The sequence below is a fragment of the Streptomyces pyxinicus genome (assembly GCF_024753135.1).
Classification (GTDB): Bacteria; Actinomycetota; Actinomycetes; order Streptomycetales; family Streptomycetaceae; genus Streptomyces; species Streptomyces pyxinicus.
The window spans coordinates 37,685-55,836 of the sequence record NZ_JANUGP010000023.1 but is presented as its reverse complement, the minus strand read 5'-3'; the positions used below and the strand labels follow the sequence as shown (position 1 = coordinate 55,836).

The following is an 18,152-nucleotide window of genomic DNA, read 5'->3' as shown; positions in this document are numbered from 1 at the left end:
GCCTTTCCCGTACTTGTCCGACGGATGGAACTGTTCGCACGAGAAAGGGACGGACACGCGAAACCAATAGTTCCGTTTCCGGGGATTACGTGAACTTCGCCACGTTCATGATCCACAAAACCGGTGGCGCGCGGCCAAGTCGGCTTCCTGGCGAGAAGTTGGGTGGCGCGCCGATCCACGTACGTGGTCCGAATGGAGTACTGTTGCGAGCCCTGGGTCCGGCCTCCCACCAGGGTGTCCGTGGCCTTGCTGGACCGCCGGGAGGGGGCTGGTTGCACAGGGTGATGGAGTTGGTCACTTAGCGTTGCGAACAGGTAACCGTGCCATAACGGCGGCTCGGGGCCCGCGCCCGACACGCCGGGCAACTCGGCAAGGTTGTGGCAGGCTGCACCCGGGCAGGCCACACTCGACTAGCGGAAGCAGCGACGCACGTGACGTCGGCAGGCACCACCCGGGAGGTCCCCATGCCCGAACTGCGTGTCGTGGCCGTCTCCAATGACGGCACACGACTGGTGCTGAAGGCTGCCGACGCCACGGAGTACACGCTTCCGATCGACGAGCGGTTGCGTGCCGCCGTGCGCGGCGACCGGCCCCGGCTCGGCCAGATCGAGATCGAGGTCGAGAGCCATCTCAGGCCCCGTGACATCCAGGCGCGGATACGTGCCGGTGCCACGGCCGAGGAGGTCGCGCAGCTCGCCGGCATCCCCGTCGACCGGGTACGGCGCTTCGAGGGCCCCGTCCTGGCCGAGCGCGCCTTCATGGCGGAGCGCGCCCGCAAGACCCCGGTCCGCCGCCCCGGCGAGAACTCCGGCCCGCTGCTCGGCGAGGCCGTGCAGGAGCGGCTGCTGCTGCGGGGCGCCGACAAGGACACCGTGCAGTGGGACTCCTGGCGCCGCGACGACGGCACCTGGGAGGTCATGCTCGGCTATCTCGTCGCGGGCGAACCGCACTCGGCGAGCTGGACGTACGACCCGCCCCGGCGGCTCGTCCAGGCCGTGGACGACGAGGCGCGCTCGCTGATCGGCGAGAGCGACGACCTCGCCGTGCCCGAGCCGAGCTTCCCGTTCGTCCCGCGCATCGCCCGGCTGCCGCGCGAGCGCTCCATGGACCGCGCGCTCGAACGTCTCGACCGCGACCGGCCGGGCCTGCCCGCGCCGTCGTCCGAGCCGCCCGAGGAGAGCCCGGGTGAACGCGACTCGCTGACCAGCCTGCTGGAGGCGGTGCCGAGCTTCCGGGGCGATCTCGTGGTGCCGGAACGCCCGGCGGAGCCGGACGAGGAGCCCGCGGAGGAGGTCGAGGCGGAGGAGCCCCCGGCGTCCGCGGCGTCGGCCGGTTCGGCCTACGCGGACGTGCTGATGCCGCGTTCGGTCGCCAGCCACCGCGACCGGCTCGTCGGGGCCACCGACCGGCAGGCCGAGGCCGACGGCGTCCGCCCCGGCCGCCGCGCCGCGGTGCCGAGCTGGGACGAGATCGTCTTCGGCACCCGCCGCAAGAAGCAGGAATAGCCGGCACGGTGTACGGGGGGTGAGGCACGCGCGCGCGTGCCTCACCCCCCGTACGCACGTACGCCCTACCGCGGGTCCGCGCCCACCGCGACCGGGCGGGACGGATCCGCTGACCACTCCGACCAGGAACCCACGTACAGGGCCGCCGGGATGCCCGCCACGGCCAGCGCCAGGACCTCGTGGGCGCCGGAGACGCCCGAACCGCAGTAGACCCCCACCTCGGTCTCCGCACCGACGCCCAGGGCCTTGAAGCGGTCCCTCAGCTCCTCAGGCGGCAGGAAGCGGCCGTCGGGGCCCACGTTCTCCGTCGTCGGCGCCGAGACCGCGCCCGGGATGTGGCCGCCCACCCGGTCGATGGGCTCCACCTCGCCGCGGTACCGCTCCCCCGCGCGCGCGTCCAGCAGGACACCGGTGCGGGCGAGGTCCTGGGCGCCGTCCGCGTCCAGCAGCCCGCCGACGGGCTCCGGCACGAAGTCCCCCTCGGCCACGGCGGGCTCCTCGGTGGACAGTTCGCCTTCCCAGGACGGCAACCCGCCGTCCAGGACCCGCACGTCCGGGTGACCCGTCCGGCGCAGCAGCCACCACGCGCGGGCCGCCGCCCAGCCCTGTCCGCCGTCGTAGACGACGACCGGCCGGGCCGCCGACACGCCCGCGCGGCGCATGGCCGCGCCGAACTCCGCGAGGCCGGGCAGCGGATGGCGGCCGTGGGCCCCGGGGGCCGAGGCCAGCTCCCGGTCCAGGTCGACGAAGACCGCGCCCGGGAGATGCCCGGCCGCGTACGCCGCCCGGCCGTCGAAGGCCGGCGCGCCCGCCGCCTTCGCCGCGCTGAGCTGCCAGCGGACGTCCAGCAGCACGGGCGGGTTCGGGCCGGTCAGCTCGGGTGCCAGTTCGGTCGCGGTGATGATGGCTGTCGTCATGGCGTCCATCCATACGCCAGGGGTGGCCTCGGCGTCCAGGTCCGGCTACTCTGCTCGGCCGGACAGACTCGATCACGAGGCGTAGGGGATCGAGCACATGCTGTGCTGCCGGTGAGCGGAAGCGACACGGCCACCGCGAGGGGCCGGGGAGAGAGTGATCGATGACCGAGGCACGCGAGCCGGCGTACGCGCGGCGCGCGCCCGGCGAGCCCTGCTGGGTGAGCCTGATGGTGCACGACCTGGCCGCCACCGAGGAGTTCTACGGGGAGCTGTTCGGCTGGGAGTTCCGGCCCGGTCCGCGGCAGCTCGGTCCCTACGTGCGGGCTCTGCTCGACGGCCGGGAGGTGGCGGGCATGGGCCGGCTCCCCGCGGACCGCCGGCTGCCGGTCGCCTGGACGCCGTACCTCGCCACGGACGACGTGGGCCGGACCGCCGAGCTGGTGCGGCTGTGCGGCGGCACGCTCGCGGTGGGGCCGCTCGACGCGGCCGAGGCCGGGCGGATGGCCCTCGCCTCCGATCCCTCGGGGGCGGTGTTCGGGATCTGGCAGGGCGCCGGTCACCCGGGCGCGGCGGTCGCCGGCCGGCCCGGCACGCCCGTGTGGAACGAACTGCTCACCTATGAGACCGAGAGTGTCGCCAAGTTCTACGCCACCGTGTTCGGTTACGACCGGCAGCCGGAGGAGTCGGCCGGCCCCGACCAGGTGACGCTGCGGCTCGGCGGCCGTCCGGTGGCGGGTCTGCGCGGTGTGGGTTCCGCGCTGCGCCGGGATCGCGGCTCGCACTGGCGGACCTACTTCGAGGTGGCCGACGCGGACGCGACGCTGCGTCAGGTCGTGGACCTCGGCGGGCGGGTGCTGGGACCGGCCCGGGACGTAGCGCGGGGGCGGGTGGCGGACGTGGCGGACCCGGAGGGGGCCGAGTTCTCGGTGCTCCAGGACCCGCGCTGAGCCGCCCCCAGGGGGCGTCAGACGGAGGAGACGGGCAGGACGTCCGGGGACAGGGCCGCCGCGCGGGCCGTGGCGGCGGTCATCCGGCGCCGGTGGTGGCGGCGGCACAGCACCTCGTAGCCGATCTCGCCGGCCGCCTGGTTGACGTCGCCGACGACCACCTGGGCGCCCTCGACCACCATCGCGCCGCCGACGGTGCGGGCGTTGTGCGTGGCGCGGGCGCCGCACCAGCACAGCGCCTCCACCTGGAGCACCTCGATCCGATCGGCCAGCTCCACCAGCCGCTGCGAGCCGGGGAAGAGCTTGGAGCGGAAGTCGGTGGTGATGCCGAAGGCGTAGACGTCCAGACCGAGGTCGTCCACCACGCGCGCGAGCTGGTCGATCTGCTCGGGCGCGAGGAACTGCGCCTCGTCCGCGATCACATAGTCGGCCCGGCCGCCCTGGGAGAGGTGCTCGACCAGGTAGGCGTACAGGTCCCGGCCGTCCTCGACCTCCACCGCGTCGGTGACCAGGCCGAGGCGGGAGGACAGCTTGCCCTCGCCCGCCCGGTCGTCCCGGGTGAAGATCACGCCGGCCAGACCGCGCGCGGAGCGGTTGTGCTCGATCTGCAGAGCCAGCGTCGACTTCCCGCAGTCCATCGTTCCGGAGAAGAACACCAGCTCGGGCATGAGGGGGCGGGCACCTTTCGGTGAGAGGTCGGTAGGCGGACGGGTCGGGGCGGGTCAGGAGCGTACTTCGAGCAGCGGGACGAGCTGCTCGGCGGGGGTCATGGACCCGTGGTTGCCGACCAGGGCCGACTCCTTGGGCTCCCGCTCCGAGGCGATGATCAGCACGTCGTCGTGCGCGGCGGCGAGCACGTCCCCGAGCCGGTCGTACACCCGCTCGTCCACGTGCGGCCCGAACCAGCCGGCCGCGATCGCCTCGTCCCGCGAGGCCACCCAGAACTGCTCGCCGAGCACCTCGCGCCAGACGGTCAGCACGTCGTTCGCGGCGCCCGGCACCGCGTACACGTGCCGGGCCCGGCCCTCGCCGCCCAGCAGGGCGACGCCGGCGCGCAGTTCCCAGTCGGTGTCGAAGTCGATGCGGTGCTCGTCGTCGAACCCGACGTCGACCATGCCGTGGTCGGCGGTGACGTAGAGGGCGCTGCGCGGCGGCAGTTGCTCGGCGAGGCGCTGGGCGAGCCGGTCGACGTACATGAGCTGGCCGCGCCAGGTGTCGGAGGCGACGCCGTAGCGGTGCCCGGCGCCGTCCAGTTCGGCGTAGTACGTGTACACCAGCGCGCGGTCACCGGCGGCCAGTTGCGCGGCCGCGAGGTCCATGCGCTCCTCGCCGGTCAGCCGGCCGTGGAAGGTGCCGCCGCTGAGCGCGACCTTGGTGAGCGGGGTGTGCTCGAAGGCCGGCGAGGAGACCTGGGCGGCGTGCACCCCGGCGTCGTGGGCGAGCTGGAAGACGGTGGGGTACGGCTGCCAGGGGCGCGGGTCGGTGTAGGGCTGCCAGCGGAGCTGGTTCATCAGCGCGCCGGTGGCCGGGTCGCGGACGGTGTAGCCGGGCAGGCCGTGGGCGCCCGGGGGCAGGCCGGTGCCGACGGAGGCGAGGGAGGTGGCGGTGGTCGCCGGGTAGCCGGCGGTGAGCGGCCGGCCGGTGCCGCCGCGGGAGCTGCCGAGCAGGGAGTTCAGGAAGGGGGCCTCGTCGGGGTGGGCGCGCAGCTGCTCCCAGCCGAGTCCGTCGACCAGGAAGACGCAGGCCCGGTCGGTCGGCGTCAGCTCCGCGATGGCCGCGGCCTGGCCGGGCACGCCCATGCCGGCCGCCAGGGTGGGCAGCAGGTCGGCGAGGGAACCGCTGCCGTACGCGGGCAGCGGCGCGGTGTCGAGGGCCAGCGGTTCCGGGTGGTCCCAGGCGGAGAGCTGCGACATCAGCGGGTGACGTCCGCGGTCGCCTCCGAGATGGCCTGCGCGAAGACGAGCGCCTGGCGCACCGTCTCCGGGCCGTCCCCGGCCTCGCTGACGCGCAGGCTGAGGTCGTCCGCCGTGGAGCTGCCCGTGTAGCCGTGGTCGGCGTCGCAGTTGGGGTCGCCGCAGGCGGCGGGCTCCAGGTCGAGGCGGTTGACGGCGCCCCAGCCGATGGTGAGCACGACCTCGCGGGGCGGGGTGCCCGGCGTGTACTGCTCCGGGTTCGCGACGACGCGGCTGATCACGACCGAGGAGATCCGGCCGAGCTTCACGGACTCGGTGGAGGTGGTGGCGTACGGCGTCGGGGAGGTGCTGTCGGCGGCCTGTTCGTCGGTGTGGCTGACGATGAAGCGGTTGCCGGTGAGGACCAGCACGGTGACGTGCCGGCGCACCTCGTTCTGGTCGAACGTGGTCTCCTGGTGGACCAGGTACGACCGGATCGGCTCGCCGCCCACCGCGGCCTCCACCGCCTCGGCCACGAGGGCCGGGTAGTAGCCGCTGCGCTCGATCGCCGAGCGCAGCCCCTGGGTCGTCGTACTGGTCTTGGCCATGGCGTCCATCCTAATCCGTGGGCAAGGGGGGTCCGGGCCAGTCGCCGGGATGCGGGGTGGCCGGTCCGTCCGGCGTCCCAGGAGACGGCTCCCAGTCCCACCGGCTGCCCTCGTCTCCGTCCGGTCCCCGCCCTTTCGCTCAGTACGCCGGCAAGGTGCGCGGTCCCAGGTCGTCGCGGGCCGGTGGCGGGGCGAGGCGGACGGTGGCGCCGAGGACGCTCGCGCCGTGCGGGGCGACGACCACCGGCTCCAGGGTGACGGCGACCACTTCCGGGTGGTCGTCCACGAGCCGCGACACCCGCAGCAGCAGCTCCTCAAGGGCGGGGGTGTCCACGGGGGTGGAGCCGCGCCAGCCGAACAGCAGGGGGGCCGTGCGGATCGAGCGCACCAGCGAGGTCGCCTCCCGGTCGGTGACCGGGACCAGCCGGTGCGCCATGTCGCCGAGCAGCTGGGAGGCGGCACCGGCGAGACCGAAGGAGAGCACCGCGCCGGCGGCCGGGTCGATCACGGCCCGTACGACCGTGTCGACACCGCGCGGTGCCATGCCCTGCACCACCGGCCGCAGTTCCTCGGGCCTGCCGAAGAGGTCGGTCAACTCGGTGTAGGCCCGGCGCAGTTGCTCCTCGTCCGCGAGGTCCAGGCGGACTCCGCCCAGGTCGGCGCGGTGTCTGAGGTGCGGGGCGGTCGCCTTGAGGGCCACCGGGTAGCCGAGGGCGCGGGCGGCTGCGACGGCGTCGTCCGGGGAGGGCGCGGGCAGGGCGCGGCGCACCCGGATGCCGTACTTCCCGAGCAGGTCGCAGGTCTCGTCGGCGGGGATGGTGAGCCCTTCCCCGCGCTCCAGCAGCTCCGCGATCAGCCGGGCGGCGCCCCGTTCGTCGATGTCGTCGTACTCGGGGACCTTCCCGGGCTCCGCCGCCTCGCGCCGCCACTGGCCGTACCGGACAGCTTCGGCGAGTGCGCGGACGGCGCGCTCGGCGGCGGGGTAGGCGGGGATGAGGCGGGTGCCGTCGGGAGGAGCCGCCGGGGCCGGGACCGGTACGGCGGTGCCGACCGGCCGCTCCGCGGCCTGGGGTGCCGTGCTCGCCGCGGCCGAGAGGGCCTCGGCGAGGCCGCCCAGCTCCACGTGCACGACCAGCACCGGCTTGCCCGGTACCGCGGCGGCGGCGGAGCGCAGCGCCTCGGCCAACTCGGCGTCGCCCGGCGAGCCTTCCCCGATGGCGGGTATCGCCGTCACGACGACCGAGTCGTTCGTCTCGTCCGCCAGCGCGTGCGCGAGCGCCCGGTGGAAGTCGTCCGCCGTCGCCCCGGTCGTCAGGTCGAGGGGGCGGGACGGGCGCAGGCCCTCCGCGAGGCAGCGGTCGTACGTCAGCACGCCGAGCGACTCGGAGTTCCCGAGGATCGCCACGCGCGGGCCGACCGGCAGCGGCTGCCGGGCGAGCAGCAGGCCCGCGTCGACCAGCTCGGTGATCGTGTCGACCCGGATGACTCCGGCCTGGCGCAGCAGCGCGGACACCGTCTCGTACGGCAGCCGGGTCGCGCGGACCGTGTGCCCCTGCGGTGCCGCGCCGGTGCCCTGCACCACGACCAGTGGCTTGGCCGCGGCCGTGCGGCGGGCGAGCCGGGTGAACTTGCGGGGGTTGCCGATGGACTCCAGGTACATGAGGGCGACGTCGGTCTCGGGGTCGTCGTACCAGTACTGGAGGACGTCGTTGCCGGACACGTCCGCGCGGTTGCCGGCGGAGACGAAGGTGGACACGCCGGTGACGCCGGTGACCCCTCCCCCGCGCCGGTGCAGCCGGGAGAGCAGGGCGATGCCGATCGCCCCGGACTGGGCGAACATGCCGATGCGGCCGGGGCGGGGCAGCTCGGGGGCCAGGGAGGCGTTCAGTCGGACGCCGGCCGCGGTGTTGATGATCCCGAACGCGTTGGGGCCGACGATCCGCATGCCGTACGCGCGCGCCTGCCGCACCAGGGCCCGTTGGCGCTCCCGCCCCTCGGGCCCGCTCTCGGCGTACCCGGACGAGAGGACGACGAGTCCCTGGACGCCGTGCTCACCGCAGTCGGCGACCACCGCGGGCACGTACGCGGCGGGTACGGCGACGACGGCGAGGTCGACGTGTCCCTCGATGTCCCCGACCGCGCGGTACGCCGGCACCCCGTCGACCTCTTTGAGGTCCTCGGGGAAGGCCTCGTTCACGGCGTGCAGCCGGCCGGTGTAGCCCGCGTCCCGGATGTTGCCGAGGACGCTGCGGCCGACCCCGCCGGGCGTCCGTCCGACGCCGACGACCGCGACGGAGCCGGGCACCAGGAGCCGCCGTACCGACCGCGCCTCGGCGCGCTGTTCGCGGGCGCGCTGGACGGCCAGGGAGCGGTCGGTGGGTTCGAGGCCGAACTCCAGCCGGACGACGCCGTCCTCGAAGCTGCGCTTCTGGGTGTAGCCGGCGTCCGTGAACACCTTGATCATCTTGGTGTTGGCGGGCAGCACCTCGGCGGCGAAGCGGCGGATGCCCCGCTCCCGGGCGACGGCCGCGATGTGCTCCAGCAGCGCGGAGGCCACGCCGCGGCCCTGGTGGGCGTCCTGGACCAGGAAGGCGACCTCGGCCTCGTCGGCCGGGAAGGAGGCTGGCGCGCCGTTCGCCCCGATGCGGTCGTACCGTACGGTGGCGATGAACTCGCCGCCCACGGTGGCCGCGAGCCCCACCCGGTCCACGAAGTCGTGGTGCGTGAAGCGGTGGACGTCCTTGGCGGAGAGCCGCGGGTACGGGGCGAAGAAGCGGTAGTACTTCGACTCGTCGGACACCTGCTCGTAGAAGCTGACCAGGCGGTCGGCGTCGTCCACGGTGATGGGCCGGACGCGCGCGGTGCCGCCGTCGCGCAGCACCACGTCCGCCTCCCAGTGGGCGGGGTACTCGTGCCGGTCCTGCCGGTCCGCCGGGGTCTGCATGGGCCCCAGCGTACGGCTAGCGTCCGACAGCGGCGCGAGGCAGTCTGTGGGGGCGACGGGCCGGACCGAGGCCGCGGTCCGGCCACCCGTCCCGGGGTGACGAAGGTCCCCTCCGGGCGGGCTCCGCGATATGGGAAACTGGTCTAGACAACCCTGAGAGTGAAGGGCAGCAACACATGGCTGAGCGCCGCGTCAACGTCGGCTGGGCCGAGGGGCTCCACGCCCGTCCCGCCTCCATCTTCGTCCGAGCCGCCACGGCCGCAGGCGTCCCGGTGACGATCGCCAAGGCCGGCGGCTCGCCGGTCAACGCGGCCTCGATGCTGGCCGTCCTGGGGCTGGGCGCCCAGGGTGGCGAGGAGATCGTGCTCGCGTCCGAGGCCGAGGGCGCGGACGTGGCCCTCGACCGACTGGCCAAGCTGGTCGCCGAGGGCCTGGAAGAGCTGCCCGAGACCGTCTGAGCGGGTTTTGAGCGGGGTTTTCCACCCCGCCGAGCCGAGCCGCGTCGTCCGTTCCGGGCGGCGCGGCTCGCGCGTTTCTCACCCCTCGGCCGCTTTGTCTCCCGCGGGCATGCGAAACGACCCCGGCACCTAATTCACCGACACCCGGAAAAGGGCAGCGGAAATACCGGGACGTCGAATAGCGCCCTCTTTGTATACGGCGTCCGTGTTAATGGCGGACGCTCGTCATGTTTACGGCATGTTGCGAAGTCCTCACGCGCTCCGGCGCACCGGAGAAGCGAAGGCGGTGGGCGCCCGCCCCGCGCTCGGCGTGCAGCGCCGTGAGCGCCCGCGCGCGCTCGGCGTCCCCACGCGCCACCGCGTCCACGATCGCGCCGTGCTCGGCCCACGACTCCGGCGGACTGGGCGGCGCGTCCACCGCGTACATCCACGCGATCTTGTGGCGCAGCTGGGTGAGCGTCGAGGTCAGCGAGGGGCTGCCGGAGGCCTGCGCGAGCGTCTCGTGGAACCAGCCGCCGAGCGAGCGCAGATCCTCGCTGTTGCCCCGCCTGGCCCGCTCCTGACCCAGCCTGACCAGCCCCCGCAGCACCTTGAGGTGGGCGTCCGTGCGCCGCTGCGCGGCCCGCGCGGCCCCGAGCGGCTCCAGCAGCACGCGCATCTCCAGCAGGTCGGCGGCCTCCTGCTCGGTCGGCTCGGCCACGCACGCGCCCGCGTGCCGGCGGGTGACCACGAAGCCCTCCGCCTCCAGGGTGCGCAGCGCCTCGCGCACGGGGACGCGCGAGACGCCGTAGCGGCGGGCCAGGACCTCCTCGGTGAGCCGGCCGCCGCGCTCGTGGACACCGGCGACGATGTCGTCCCGGATCGCCGTGCACACCGAGTGCGCCGGAATTCGCATGACCGACCTCCGTCTTCATCCCCGTGAAACGCCGACGATGGACGCCTGTTCCGCGACTCTATTCCAATGAGCCGGAATTTCCGACGGCGGACCGGAATCCATGGATATTTTTTGGCCGACGATCCGGCCGGTCGGCGGGAAAACCCGGGAAAGACGACGAGGGCCCCGGCTCGGTGAGCCGGGGCCTCGGATGTGGTGCGCGGGATGTCAGACGCGCACGCCGTGCTTGCGGAGGTAGGCGACGGGGTCCACGTCGGAGCCGTAGTCCGGGCCGGTGCGGGCCTCGAAGTGCAGGTGCGGTCCGGTGACGTTGCCGGTCGCGCCGGACAGGGCGATCTGCTGGCCGGGGACGACCTTCTGGCCCACGGTGACACCGATGGAGGACAGGTGGCCGTACTGGGTGTACATGCCGTCGGCCATCTTGATCACGACCTCGTTGCCGTACGCGCCGCCCCAGCCGGTGGAGACCACGGTGCCGGAGCCGACCGCGTGGACGGCGGTGCCGCTCGCCGCGTGGAAGTCGATGCCGGTGTGCGAGCCGGACGACCACAGGGAGCTGCTGGCCTGGTAGGCGGTGGAGACGAAGGAGTGGGCGATCGGGGCGACGAAGGCGTTCAGCCGCTTGCGCTCGGCCTCACGGGCGGCGCGGGCCCGGGCCTCGCGTTCCTCCTTGACCTTCGCGGCGGCCTCCTTGGCCGCGGCCTCCTCGGCGGCCTGCTGCCGTGCCGCCTGCTGCTGGGCGTCGGCCTGCGCGCTGATCTGCTCGGCCGCGTCGTCGCTCACGGAGACGACGGGCGTGAGGCCGGTCTGCTCCACGGGGTTCTCGGCGGCGAGCGCCGGAGAGGCGGCGAGGGTGCCGATGACGCCGGTGGTGGTGAGGGCCGCGACACCGGCCGCCTGAGCGGTGGTGCGCTTGACCCGACCGGGCTTGCGGTGCTTCCCGGAGGCGCACATGAACGCCATGTGGTGGCTGGTCCTTTCCTTCCCTCTCGCCTACCGGGTTAGCTGACGGGTTCGGAGCAGGAAGGTCTCCTACGGGCCCCCTCGCTCGCGCGCGGGCGCCCGATTCACCCCAGGGACGATGGGTCCCCGGCTCCCCTGGCTCGCGCCGTACGGGGACTCGGCGATGACTGTCCGGTGCCGCGGACGCGGCGCACTGCCTGACGAACAGCCTGGATGACGCTACGAAACGCTGCTTTCCATCCTCAAACGGATCGCGGTTTTTGTTGCGCATCCCACAGGGCAGACAGGCCTCCTCCGTCTCAAATCGGGCATCCAGGAGGGCGAGTGGAGCGGTGCGGGCCCTGACGGTCCGTCGACCGGCAGGGCCCGCACAGGTGTCGAGCCGCCGTGCTACTCCGCCGCGACGACGGTGACCTCGCCGATGCCCAGCGCCTCGACGGGCGCCTTGATCTGCGCGGCGTCGCCGACGAGGACGGTCACCAGCCGGTCCACCGGGAAGGCGTTGACGACGGCCGCCGTGGCCTCCACGGTGCCCGTCGCGGCCAACTGCCGGTACAGCGTCGCCTGGAAGTCGTCCGGCAGGTGCTGCTCGACCTGGTCGGCCAGGGTGCTCGCGACGGCCGCCGCGGTCTCGTACTTCAGCGGCGCCACCCCGACCAGGTTCTGCACCGCGACGTCCCGCTCGGCGTCGGTCAGGCCCTCCGCCGCGAGCGTGCGCAGCACCTTCCACAGGTCGTCCAGCGCGGGACCGGTGTTGGGGGTGTCCACGGAGCCGCTGATGGCGAGCATCGAGGCGCCCTCGCCCTCGGGGCCGGAGCGCAGGACCTGCCCGAAGGCGCGCACGCCGTAGGTGTAGCCCTTCTCCTCGCGCAGGACGCGGTCCAGGCGGGAGGTGAGGGTGCCGCCGAGGCAGTAGGTGCCGAGCACCTGCGCGGGCCAGACGCGGTCGTGCCGGTCCGGGCCGGTGCGGCCGATGAGCAGCTGCGTCTGGACGGCGCCTGGCCGGTCCACGATGACCACGCGCCCGGTGTCGTCGGCGGTCACCGCCGGCACCGGGCGGGGCTCGCCCGGGGTGCCGGTCCACGCGCCCAGCGTCTCGCCGAGCAGCGCTTCCAGGTCGACGCCGGTGAGGTCGCCGACCACGACGGCGGTGGCCGTCGCCGGGCGGACATGGCGGTCGTAGAAGGCGCGTACGGCCGCCGCGTCGATCTTCTCGACGGTCTCCTCGGTGCCCTGGCGGGGGCGGGACATGCGCGAGGTGGCCGGGAACAGCTCCCTGGACAGCTCCTTGGCCGCCCGGCGGGCGGGGCTGGCCAGCTCGTGCGGGATCTCGTCCAGGCGGTTGCGGACCAGCCGCTCGACCTCGCTCTCGGCGAAGGCGGGCGCGCGCAGGGCGTCGGCGAGCAGGCCGAGGCCCTTGCCCAGACGGGAGACCGGGACCTCCAGGCTGATCCGGACCCCGGGGTGGTCGGCGTGCGCGTCGAGGGTGGCGCCCGCGCGCTCCAGCTCGGCGGCGAACTCCTCGGCGGAGTGCTGGTCGGTGCCCTCGGAGAAGGCCCGCGCCATGATGGTGGCGACGCCGTCCAGGCCGGCCGGCTCGGTGTCCAGCGGCGCGTCGAGCAGCACCTCGACGGCGACGACCTGCTGGCCGGGGCGGTGGCAGTGCAGCACCGTCAGGCCGTTGTCCAGGGTGCCGCGCTCGGGGGCCGGGAACGCCCAGGGCTTGGCCGCGCCGGGCTGCGGCTGGGGGTGGAACTCCATGGGGGCGAGCTCGGTCACTTGGCCGTCTCCTCGTTCTTGTGGCCGGCCTCTACGGTCGCTTCCTGTTCGGGGTCCTCGGGGAGCTGGGCGTCCTCGACGGACTCCGGGGACTTCGGCTCGTACACGAGGACCGCGCGGTTGTCGGGCCGCAGCCGGGCCTCGGCGACCTCCTTGACCTCCTCCGGGGTCACCTCCAGGACGCGCTTGACGGCGGTCAGGGCGAGCTGCGGGTCGCCGAACAGGACGGCGAACCGGCACAGTTCGTCGGCGCGGCCGGCGACCGTGCCGAGCCGGTCCAGCCACTCGCGCTCCAGCTGGGCCTGGGCGCGCTCCATCTCCTCGGGCGTGGGGCCCTGTTCGGCGAACCGGGCCAGCTCCTCGTCGATGGCGGCCTCGATGACCGGCACCTCGACGTCACCGGAGGTCTTCACGTCCAGCCAGCCCATCGAGGGCGCGCCGGCCAGGCGCAGCAGGCCGAAGCCGGCCGCGACGGCCGTGCGGTCGCGGCGCACCAGCCGGTTGTAGAGCCGGGAGGACTCGCCGCCGCCGAGGACGGTCAGGGCGAGGTCGGCCGCGTCGCACGCGCGCGTGCCGTCCTCGGGGAGCCGGTAGGCGGCCATCAGCGCGCGGGCCGGCACCTCCTCGACCAGCACCTCGCGCTTCTGCTCGCCGACGACCTCCGGCAGGGAGCCGTCGCGCGGGGCGGGCTTGCCGTCGTGGGAGGGGATGGAGCCGAAGTACTTCTCGACCCAGGCGAGAGTCTGCTCGGGGTCGATGTCGCCGACCACGGACAGCACCGCGTTGTTCGGCGCGTAATAGGTGCGGAAGAACGCGCGGGCGTCCTCCAGGGTCGCCGCGTCCAGGTCCGCCATCGAGCCGATCGGCGTGTGGTGGTAGGGGTGGCCCTCCGGGTACGACAGGGCGGTCAGCTTCTCGAAGGCGGTGCCGTAGGGCACGTTGTCGTAGCGCTGGCGGCGCTCGTTCTTGACGACGTCCCGCTGATTGTCCATGGACTCCTCGTCCAGGGCGGCCAGCAGGGAGCCCATGCGGTCGGCCTCCAGCCAGAGCGCCAGCTCCAGCTGGTGGGCGGGCATGGTCTCGAAGTAGTTGGTGCGCTCGAAGCTGGTGGTGCCGTTGAGCGAGCCGCCGGCGCCCTGCACCAGCTCGAAGTGGCCGTTGCCCTTGACCTGTCCGGAGCCCTGGAACATCAGGTGCTCGAAGAGGTGGGCCAGGCCGGTACGCCCCTTGACCTCGTGGCGCGAGCCGACGTCGTACCAGAGGCACACCGCCGCCACCGGGGTCAGGTGGTCCTCGGAGAGCACCACGCGCAGACCGTTGGCCAGCCGGTGCTCGGTCGCTGTCAGGCCCCCGGAGCCTGCCTCGGCCGTGGTCGTGTGACCCATGGGCATGTACGTCCCTTCGCGAGCGGAGGCGGTCGTGAGAAACCGCGGTTTTCCTGCCGTTCCTGCCACTGTATGCAAAGCGTGCGGGCCCTCGGAGAAGTTCCCGGGGGACGTACGCCCACAGCGGATCACGGGGCGGTGCCGGAGGGTTCCGCGGGTGGTGCCTCCCGGTGCCGAGGACGGTGCCCGAGGGTCCCGCGGGGCGGTTCCCGGGGGCGCCGGTACCGGGTCGTGGCACGGGCTGTCAGTGCGGAGGTCCACAATGGTCGGCGTCAGATCCGTCCCACGCTTCAGCAAGGAGCCAGGCAGCGATGGCCCGCCGCAGCACGAAGACCCCGCCGCCCGACGATTCGTTCGAGGAGAGAATCCTCGACATCGACGTCGTCGACGAGATGCGTGGCTCCTACCTTGAGTACGCCTACTCGGTCATCTACTCGCGCGCCCTGCCGGACGCCCGCGACGGTCTCAAGCCGGTGCACCGCCGGATCGTGTACCAGATGAACGAGATGGGCCTGCGCCCCGAACGCGGCTATGTGAAGTGCGCGCGCGTCGTCGGCGAGGTCATGGGCAAGCTGCACCCGCACGGCGACTCCTCGATCTACGACGCCCTGGTGCGCATGGCGCAGCCCTTCTCCATGCGCGTACCGCTGGTGGACGGCCACGGCAACTTCGGCTCGCTCGGCAACGACGACCCGCCCGCCGCCATGCGGTACACCGAGTGCCGGATGGCCGAGGCGACCAGCCTGATGACCGAGTCGATCGACGAGGACACGGTCGACTTCGCGCCCAACTACGACGGCCAGGAGCAGGAACCGGTGGCCCTGCCCGCCGCGTTCCCGAACCTGCTGGTCAACGGCTCTTCCGGCATCGCGGTCGGCATGGCCACGAACATGCCGCCGCACAACCTGCGCGAGGTCGTCGCCGCCGCCCGTCACCTGATCAGGAACCCGAACGCCGACCTGGACGCGCTGATGAAGCACGTACCCGGCCCGGACCTGCCCACCGGCGGCCGGATCGCCGGACTGGACGGCATCCGCGACGCGTACGCGACCGGCCGCGGCACCTTCAAGGTGCGGGCCACCGTCGCCGTCGAGCCGGTGACCGCCCGCCGCAAGGGCCTGGTCGTCACCGAGCTGCCGTTCGCGGTCGGCCCGGAGAAGGTCATCGCGAAGATCAAGGACCTGGTCAACGCGAAGAAGATCCAGGGCATCGCCGACGTCAAGGACCTCACCGACCGCGAGCACGGCCTGCGCCTGGTCATCGAGATCAAGAACGGTTTCGTGCCCGAGGCGATCCTGGAGCAGCTCTACAAGCTGACGCCCATGGAGGAGTCCTTCGGCATCAACAACGTCGCCCTGGTCGACGGCCAGCCGCTCACCCTGGGCCTCAAGGAGTTGCTGGAGGTCTATCTCGACCACCGCTTCGAGGTGGTCCGGCGCCGCAGCGAGTTCCGCCGGAGCAAGAAGCGGGACCGGCTGCACCTGGTCGAGGGCCTGCTGACCGCGCTGGTCGACATCGACGAGGTCATCCGGCTGATCCGCTCCAGCGACAACTCCGCCGAGGCCAAACAGCGTCTGATGGAGCGGTTCTCGCTGAGCGAGGTGCAGACGCAGTACATCCTCGACACGCCGCTGCGCCGGCTGACCCGGTACGACCGGATCGAGCTGGAGGCGGAGCAGGACAAGCTCACCGCGGAGATCGCGGAGCTGACCCGGATCCTGGACTCGGACGCGGAGCTGCGCAAGCTGGTCTCGGCGGAACTGGCCGCGGTGGCCAAGAAGTTCGGCACCGACCGGCGTACGGTCCTGCTGGAGTCCGCGGGCACCCCGGTGGCCACGGTGCCGCTCCAGGTGGCCGACGACCCGTGCCGGGTGCTGCTGTCCTCGACGGGACTGCTGGCCCGTACGGCGACCGCCGAGCCGTTCCCGGAGGCGGCGGGCGCCAAGCGCGTCAAGCACGACGTGATCGTCTCGGCGGCGCCGGCGACCGCGCGCGGCGAGATCGGCGCGGTGACCTCGTCGGGCCGGCTGCTGCGGATCAACGTGGTCGACCTTCCGCAGCTGCCGGAGACGACGACGGCGCCGAATCTGGCGGGCGGGGCGCCGCTCGCGGAGTTCGTCTCGCTGGAGGACGACGAGACGGTGATCTGCCTGACCACGCTGGACGAGTCCTCCCCCGGTCTGGCGCTCGGCACCGAGCAGGGTGTCGTCAAGCGTGTGGTGCCCGACTATCCGTCCAACAAGGACGAGTTGGAGGTCATCACGCTCAAGGAGGGCGACCGGATCGTCGGCGCGGTGGAGCTGCGCACCGGCGAGGAGGACCTGGTGTTCGTCACGGACGACGCGCAGTTGCTGCGTTTCCAGGCCTCCATCGTCCGGCCGCAGGGCCGCCCGGCGGGCGGGATGGCGGGCATCAAGCTCGCCGAGGGCGTGAAGGTGATCTCCTTCACGGCGATCGATCCGGCCGCCGACGCGGTGGTGTTCACGGTGGCGGGCTCGCGCGGCACGCTCGACGACTCGGTGCAGACGACGGCGAAGCTGACGCCGTTCGACCAGTACCCGCGCAAGGGCCGGGCGACCGGCGGTGTGCGCTGCCAGCGGTTCCTGAAGGGCGAGGACTGCCTGGCGCTGGCCTGGGTGGGCACGGTCCCGGCCCTGGCCGCGCAGAAGAACGGCACACCGGCCCAGCTGCCGGAGATGGACCCGCGCCGAGACGGCTCGGGCACCTCGCTGCCGAAGACGGTCGGGGTGGTCGCGGGGGCGGTGCGCTAGGCCCCCGGCTCCTGAGCGGGGGGCTCCTCCTCGGAGCCCTGGACGAAGCGCAGGACGCCCCACATGCCCTGTTCGTCGGCGTGTGGGGCGTCGCCCTCGCAGGCCTCCAGTTCCTTGCGGAGGGCGTCCGCGTCGATGCCGGAGCCGATCAGCACGAGCTGGGTGCGGCGGGGCTCGGCCGCGGTCCACGGCTCGGGGTAGAAGCGCAGGAACCGGCCGACGGCGTGCACGGCGTACCGGTTGCGCGCGTCGTACGGTCCGAAGTCGACGTGGCCCTTGATGCGGTACAGCCCCTCGGGGCGGCTGTCCAGGAACCGCATGAGCCGACGGGGGTCCATCGGCGTGCCGGAGACGAAGGACAGGCTGTCGTAGCCGGTGTGCAGATGGCCGCCGTGGTCGCCGTGGTCGTGCAGGTCGTCGAAGGAGAGCTGTCCGACGCGCTCCTCGCTCGGCCGGCAGTCGAAGAGGAACTCGGGGTCCACGCGGCCGTAGGTGGCCGGGACGACGGCGGCGCCGTCGGTCAGCGTGCGGACGAGCCGGAGGACCCGGTCGGCGTCGTCCGCGCGGTCGAGCTTGTTGACGACGACCAGGTCGGCGAGGGCGAGGTGCCGGTCGATCTCGCGGTGCTTCGCGCGCGTGGCGTCGAACTCGGCGGCGTCGACCACCTCGACGAGGCCGCCGTAGACGATGCCCGGATGCTCGCTGGCCAGCACCATGCGCACGAGTTCCTGCGGCTCGGCGAGTCCGCTCGCCTCGATGACGATCACGTCGATGCCGGTGGCGGGTGCGGCGAGCCGGGCCAGGTAGCCGTCCAGTTCACTCGCGTCGACGGCGCAGCACAGGCAGCCGTTGCCGAGCGAGACGGTCGAGTCGCCGAGGGCGCCGGCGACCGCCATCGCGTCGATCTCGATGGCCCCGAAGTCGTTGACGATCGCCCCGATACGGCTGCCTCCGCCGCGGTGCAGCAGGTGGTTGAGGAGCGTCGTCTTCCCGGAGCCCAGGAATCCGGCGAGTACGACGACCGGGATCTGCCGCTGGCCACGGCTGCCGGACTGACTGTTCCCCAACGGGCGACCTCTCTCACGCGG

The 18,152-nt window shown here is 73.1% G+C and carries 14 protein-coding genes and 1 riboswitch; of the genes, 4 read left to right on the top strand and 10 right to left on the bottom strand.

The features are described 5' to 3' along the window. The first annotated feature begins 464 nt into the window (after window positions 1-464). A complete protein-coding gene (gene sepH / locus NX794_RS25715) occupies window positions 465-1,505 on the top strand; it encodes a septation protein SepH (RefSeq protein WP_258781347.1) in 1,041 nt (346 codons plus the stop codon). 65 nt (window positions 1,506-1,570) lie between these two features. Here the strand turns inward: sepH and NX794_RS25710 are convergent, their stop codons facing one another. Further along, on the bottom strand, window positions 1,571-2,431 hold the full coding sequence (locus tag NX794_RS25710) for a sulfurtransferase (protein ID WP_258781346.1): 861 nt from the start codon (window positions 2,429-2,431) through the stop codon (window positions 1,571-1,573). Window positions 2,432-2,583: 152 nt separating this feature from the next. Here NX794_RS25710 and NX794_RS25705 point away from each other — a divergent pair, with 152 nt between their 5' ends. Beyond that, the gene (locus tag NX794_RS25705; protein ID WP_258781345.1) at window positions 2,584-3,369 is read left to right on the top strand and encodes a VOC family protein; all 786 of its coding nucleotides are present in this window, start codon (window positions 2,584-2,586) and stop codon (window positions 3,367-3,369) included. Between the two features lie 17 nt (window positions 3,370-3,386). Here the strand turns inward: NX794_RS25705 and NX794_RS25700 are convergent, their stop codons facing one another. The 4 genes from NX794_RS25700 to NX794_RS25685 form a co-directional block, all read right to left on the bottom strand. Beyond that, on the bottom strand, window positions 3,387-4,037 hold the full coding sequence (locus NX794_RS25700) for a thymidine kinase (protein WP_258781343.1): 651 nt from the start codon (window positions 4,035-4,037) through the stop codon (window positions 3,387-3,389). 54 nt (window positions 4,038-4,091) lie between these two features. Beyond that, entirely contained in the window at window positions 4,092-5,282 is a 1,191-nt protein-coding gene (locus NX794_RS25695; protein WP_258781341.1) for an alkaline phosphatase family protein, read from the bottom strand. Next, window positions 5,282-5,869, bottom strand: a complete 588-nt coding sequence (locus NX794_RS25690) for a DUF5998 family protein (protein WP_258781339.1) — start codon at window positions 5,867-5,869, stop codon at window positions 5,282-5,284. The genes NX794_RS25695 and NX794_RS25690 overlap by 1 nt, the downstream gene beginning before the upstream one ends. A 139-nt stretch (window positions 5,870-6,008) precedes the next feature. Next, window positions 6,009-8,813, bottom strand: a complete 2,805-nt coding sequence (locus NX794_RS25685) for a bifunctional acetate--CoA ligase family protein/GNAT family N-acetyltransferase (RefSeq protein ID WP_258781338.1) — start codon at window positions 8,811-8,813, stop codon at window positions 6,009-6,011. A gap of 176 nt (window positions 8,814-8,989) precedes the next feature. Here NX794_RS25685 and NX794_RS25680 point away from each other — a divergent pair, with 176 nt between their 5' ends. Further along, window positions 8,990-9,271: an HPr family phosphocarrier protein gene (locus NX794_RS25680; RefSeq protein ID WP_258781337.1), complete on the top strand. Its 282-nt coding sequence runs from the start codon at window positions 8,990-8,992 to the stop codon at window positions 9,269-9,271. Window positions 9,272-9,479: 208 nt separating this feature from the next. Here the strand turns inward: NX794_RS25680 and NX794_RS25675 are convergent, their stop codons facing one another. The 4 genes from NX794_RS25675 to NX794_RS25660 all read right to left on the bottom strand — a co-directional run bounded on the left by NX794_RS25675 (window position 9,480) and on the right by NX794_RS25660 (window position 14,299). Beyond that, window positions 9,480-10,166 carry a GntR family transcriptional regulator gene (locus NX794_RS25675; RefSeq protein ID WP_258781336.1) on the bottom strand — a complete coding sequence of 229 codons (687 nt, stop codon included), beginning with the start codon at window positions 10,164-10,166 and terminating at the stop codon, window positions 9,480-9,482. Between the two features lie 207 nt (window positions 10,167-10,373). Further along, window positions 10,374-11,129, bottom strand: a complete 756-nt coding sequence (locus NX794_RS25670) for a M23 family metallopeptidase (protein ID WP_258781335.1) — start codon at window positions 11,127-11,129, stop codon at window positions 10,374-10,376. A 12-nt stretch (window positions 11,130-11,141) separates the two neighbouring features. Further along, window positions 11,142-11,302, bottom strand: a riboswitch (cyclic di-AMP (ydaO/yuaA leader). A gap of 217 nt (window positions 11,303-11,519) precedes the next feature. After that, entirely contained in the window at window positions 11,520-12,908 is a 1,389-nt protein-coding gene (locus NX794_RS25665; protein ID WP_258781333.1) for a M16 family metallopeptidase, read from the bottom strand. Continuing rightward, window positions 12,905-14,299 (bottom strand): M16 family metallopeptidase, encoded by a 1,395-nt coding sequence (locus NX794_RS25660; protein WP_258781332.1) that lies wholly within the window; start codon window positions 14,297-14,299, stop codon window positions 12,905-12,907. The genes NX794_RS25665 and NX794_RS25660 overlap by 4 nt, the downstream gene beginning before the upstream one ends. A 305-nt stretch (window positions 14,300-14,604) precedes the next feature. On the opposite strand from NX794_RS25660, the gene NX794_RS25655 reads away from it, so the two are divergent. Next, on the top strand, window positions 14,605-17,064 hold the full coding sequence (locus NX794_RS25655; RefSeq protein WP_258781331.1) for a DNA gyrase/topoisomerase IV subunit A: 2,460 nt from the start codon (window positions 14,605-14,607) through the stop codon (window positions 17,062-17,064). Here NX794_RS25655 and NX794_RS25650 read toward each other — a convergent pair. Then, a complete protein-coding gene (locus NX794_RS25650) occupies window positions 17,061-18,131 on the bottom strand; it encodes a CobW family GTP-binding protein (RefSeq protein ID WP_258781330.1) in 1,071 nt (356 codons plus the stop codon). The two genes, NX794_RS25655 and NX794_RS25650, sit on opposite strands and share 4 nt — an antisense overlap. Window positions 18,132-18,152: the final 21 nt, after the last annotated feature.

Coding starts and splice junctions, on each gene's coding strand:
- sepH (WP_258781347.1), top strand. CDS start 465: ATGCCCGAACTGCGTGTCGTGGCCGTCTCCAATGACGGCACACGACTG.
- NX794_RS25710 (WP_258781346.1), bottom strand. CDS start 2,431: ATGGACGCCATGACGACAGCCATCATCACCGCGACCGAACTGGCACCC.
- NX794_RS25705 (WP_258781345.1), top strand. CDS start 2,584: ATGACCGAGGCACGCGAGCCGGCGTACGCGCGGCGCGCGCCCGGCGAG.
- NX794_RS25700 (WP_258781343.1), bottom strand. CDS start 4,037: ATGCCCGAGCTGGTGTTCTTCTCCGGAACGATGGACTGCGGGAAGTCG.
- NX794_RS25695 (WP_258781341.1), bottom strand. CDS start 5,282: ATGTCGCAGCTCTCCGCCTGGGACCACCCGGAACCGCTGGCCCTCGAC.
- NX794_RS25690 (WP_258781339.1), bottom strand. CDS start 5,869: ATGGCCAAGACCAGTACGACGACCCAGGGGCTGCGCTCGGCGATCGAG.
- NX794_RS25685 (WP_258781338.1), bottom strand. CDS start 8,813: ATGCAGACCCCGGCGGACCGGCAGGACCGGCACGAGTACCCCGCCCAC.
- NX794_RS25680 (WP_258781337.1), top strand. CDS start 8,990: ATGGCTGAGCGCCGCGTCAACGTCGGCTGGGCCGAGGGGCTCCACGCC.
- NX794_RS25675 (WP_258781336.1), bottom strand. CDS start 10,166: ATGCGAATTCCGGCGCACTCGGTGTGCACGGCGATCCGGGACGACATC.
- NX794_RS25670 (WP_258781335.1), bottom strand. CDS start 11,129: ATGGCGTTCATGTGCGCCTCCGGGAAGCACCGCAAGCCCGGTCGGGTC.
- NX794_RS25660 (WP_258781332.1), bottom strand. CDS start 14,299: ATGCCCATGGGTCACACGACCACGGCCGAGGCAGGCTCCGGGGGCCTG.
- NX794_RS25655 (WP_258781331.1), top strand. CDS start 14,605: ATGGCCCGCCGCAGCACGAAGACCCCGCCGCCCGACGATTCGTTCGAG.